Annotated in this window: 1 protein-coding gene; it reads left to right on the forward strand. The window is 75.8% G+C overall.

What is annotated here, in order from left to right; genetic code table 11:
- Positions 1 to 151 precede the first annotated feature (151 nt).
- Positions 152 to 3780: amino acid adenylation domain-containing protein (locus tag ACOV8S_RS06775; RefSeq protein WP_448316682.1), on the forward strand; the 3629-nt coding region annotated here is incomplete at its 3' end.

Consider the following 3780-nt stretch of genomic DNA (forward strand, 5'->3'; position numbering starts at 1 on the left):
CGTGGCCGGGCGTCCGGTGGCCGGGCGCCCCCCGCCACCGGACGCCCGGCCACCGGACGCCCGGCCACGGGACCGCCCGCCGCCGGACCGCCCGCCACCGGGCCGCTCCCGGCCCCATCCAGGCCGCCCCATGACCCCGGAGAGTCAACGAGTGAAGACCGGACCGCTCTCGATCGGCCAGCAGCGCCTGTGGTTCCTCCACCGGTTCGACCCGGACGACCCGTCCAACAACCTGTCGTACGCCTTCCGGCTGCGCGGCAGACCGGACGTGGCGGCCCTGGAGAAGGCCCTCACCGCGGTCGTGGAGCGGCACGACGCCCTGCGTACCCGCTTCACCGAGTCGGACGGCGTGCCGACGGCGGTCGTGGAGGACCCGGCCCCGGTCGTGGTCGAACTGGTCGACGCCGCCTCCGTCGAGGAGGCCGGGCGGATCGTCGCCGACCGGACCAACACGCGGTTCGACCTCGCGGCGCAGCCGCCGTTCCGGGTCACCCTCGTGCGGCTGGCGCCGGACGACCACGTCCTGTGCGCCGTGCTGCACCACATCAACGGCGACAGCTGGTCGTTCAACGTCCTGTGGGACGAGGTCGCGGCCCACTACGCCGGCCGGGAGCTGCCGCCCCCGCCGCTCCAGTACAGCGAAATCGCCGCGGCGCCGCACGAGCCCGCCGACCTCGACTGGTGGGTCGGTCAGCTCTCCGGCGCCCCCGACCTGGACCTGCCGACCGACCGTCCGCGCCCCGCCGAACGCGGACCCGCGGGCGGGCAGACCGAGTTCAGGATCCCCGCCGAACTGGCCTCCGGAGTGCGCGAGGTGGCCAGAGGGGCCCGCTGCACCCAGTACATGGTGCTGCTCGCCGCCTACCAGGTGCTGCTCGCCCGGCACAGCGGGCAGCGGGACTTCTGCGTCGGCACGCCCGCCGCCGGCCGCGGACGTCCCGAACTCGAGCGGGTCGTCGGCTTCCTGTCGACCAACCTGGTGCTGCGCTGCGACCTCACCGGCGATCCCGCCTTCGGCGACCTGCTGCGCGCCACCCGCAGGACGGTGCTCGGCGCCCTCTCGCACCCCGACGCCCCGTTCGAGCGCCTGGTCGGCGCGCTGGTGCGGGAACGCGACCTCAGCCGGACGCCGCTGTACCAGGCGATGTTCGCCCTGCACAGCGAGGGGGACGCCACCGATCCGCTGCCCGGCCTGGACGCCGAGCCCTTCCCGCTCGGCTGGCACCCCGCCCGCTGCGACCTCTCCCTGGACCTCTTCGAGGAGCCCGACGGCTCCCTGAAGGCCTACCTGATCCACAGCAGCGAGCTGTTCGACGACGCGACCGCCCTGCGGATCTGCGACCGCTACCGGCAGCTGCTCACCTCCGTCGTCGCCGACCCGCAGCAGCCGGTCTCCCGCCTCGACCTGCTGCCGCCCGCCGAGCGCGCCCTCCTCGCAGCGTGGAACGACACCGCCGCCGCCCTCCCGGAGCAGACGCTCGTCGACCTGCTGCTGGAGCGGGCGCGGGCCACGCCGGACGCCGTCGCCGTCGTCTCGGGCAGGACCAGGGCGACCTACCGGGAGCTGGCCGGCGCGGCCGCCGGACTCGCCGTGCGACTGGGGGAGCGCGGCGTGGGCCCCGGCGCGCGGGTGGCCGTGCAGAGCTCGCGCCGCGCGGAGATGATCGTCGCACTGCTCGGCGTGGTCATGGCCGGCGCCGCCTACGTGCCGGTCGACCCCGACTACCCGGCGTCCCGCGTCGCCTACGTCACCGAGGACTGCGGCGCCGCCCTCGTCCTCACCGACGCCGACCTCGACCACGTCCTCGACCCGGCGGAGGCCGCCGCCCCGGCCGCCGCCCGCCGCCCCGCGCCCTCCGACACCGCGTACGTGCTCTACACGTCCGGCTCCACCGGCAATCCCAAGGGCGTCGTCGTCCCGCACCGGGCGCTGACCAACTTCCTGCTCGCGCTGCGCGCCCTGGTCGGCTCCACGCCCGAGGACCGCTGGCTGGCGCTGACCTCCCTCTCCTTCGACATCAGCGCCCTCGAGCTCTACCTGCCACTGGTCACCGGCGGCCGGGTCGTCGTCGCCGACGCCGACACCGCCCGCGACGGCGCCGCCCTGAGCCGCCTCGTCCGCGCCGAACAGGTCACCCACGTCCAGGCCACCCCCTCCGGCTGGCGGGTCCTGCTCACCGGCGACCTCCCCCCGCTCACCGCGCTCACCGGCGGCGAGCCGCTCCCGCCGAGGCTCGCCGTCGAGCTCCGCTCCCGGGTGCGCCGGCTGGTCAACATGTACGGGCCCACCGAGACCACCATCTGGTCCACCGCCTGGGAGGTCCCGCACCACCCCGAACGGGTGAGCATCGGCGCCCCCCTCGCCAACACCACCTGCCACGTCGTCGACGAGGCGGGCGCCCCGGTGCCCCTCGGCGTCCCCGGGGAACTGCTGATCGGAGGTGCGGGGGTCGCCGACGGCTACCTCGGCCGCCCCGAACTCACCGCCGCGCGCTTCACCGACCTCGACGGCGAACGGGTCTACCGCACGGGCGACCTGGTCCGGCGCCTGCCCGACGGGACCCTGGAGTTCCTCGGCCGCACCGACGACCAGGTCAAACTGCGCGGCCACCGCATCGAACTCGGCGAGATCGCCGCCGCCCTGGAGACCCACCCCCAGGTGCGGCAGGCGGTGGTCGGCGTCGCCGACGAGCAGCTGGTCGCCTTCCACGTCCCCGCCCCAGGGACCTCCGCCGAGGACGCCGGCCGGCTCGCCGACCGGCTGCGCGACCACCTCTCCGACCGGCTGCCCGGCTACATGGTGCCGACCCGCTGGGTCCCCCTGACGGAGCTTCCGCTCACCCCCAACGGCAAGGTCGACCGCAAGGCCCTGCCCTACCCGTCCGCCGCCGAACGGGACGCCACCGGCAGAGCGCCCGAAAGCGCGAGCGAGAAGCTGGTCGCCGCCGTCTTCGGCGAGATCCTGGAGGTGGCGGACGTCCGGGCGGACGACGACTTCTTCGCCCTGGGCGGCCACTCGCTGCGCGCCGCCATGGTCACCGCGCGGCTCACCGCGCGCACCGGCGTACCGGTCGCCGTCAGCGAGCTGTTCCGCCGCCCCACCGTGGCCTCGCTCGCCGCCCTGCTCGACACCGCGCAGCCCGACGCCGACACCGACCCGGGCCCGCGTCCCCGGCCCGCCGGAAGCCCCGCCCCGCTCTCCCACAGCCAGGAGCGGCTGTGGTTCCTCCACCGGCTCGACCCGCACGACGCCGCCTACAACATGTGGATCGTCCACCGGCTGCGCGGCCCCCTCGACCCGGCCGCCCTCCAGCGGGCCCTGGACGACCTCACCGCACGTCACGACATCCTTCGCACCCGCTTCCCCGAGGTCGACGGGGCGCCCACCGCGGTCGTCGAACCGGCCGGCCCCGTCCCGCTGGAGCAACTGGCCGTCGCCGACGACCGGCAGGCCCTAGAGGCGGTGGCCGCCCGCACCAACGCGCCGGTCGACCTCGCCGCAGCACCGCCGCTGCGGGCCGCGCTGATCCGCGTCGGCCCGGATGGTGGCCCGGAAGGCGGCCCGGACGACGGCGCCGACGACCACGTCCTGGGCCTGGTCCTGCACCACATCCTCGGCGACGGCTGGTCGCTCGACCTGCTCCCCGACGAACTCGCCGCGCTCTACTCCGGACGCCGACTGCCCGACGTGGCGCTGCAGTTCGGCGACGTGGCCGCCTGGCGGCGCGAGCGCGACCCCACCGCCGCACTCGCCCACTGGCGCGACCACCTCGCCGGCCC

The sequence above is a fragment of the Streptomyces sp. CO7 genome (genome assembly GCF_053474865.1).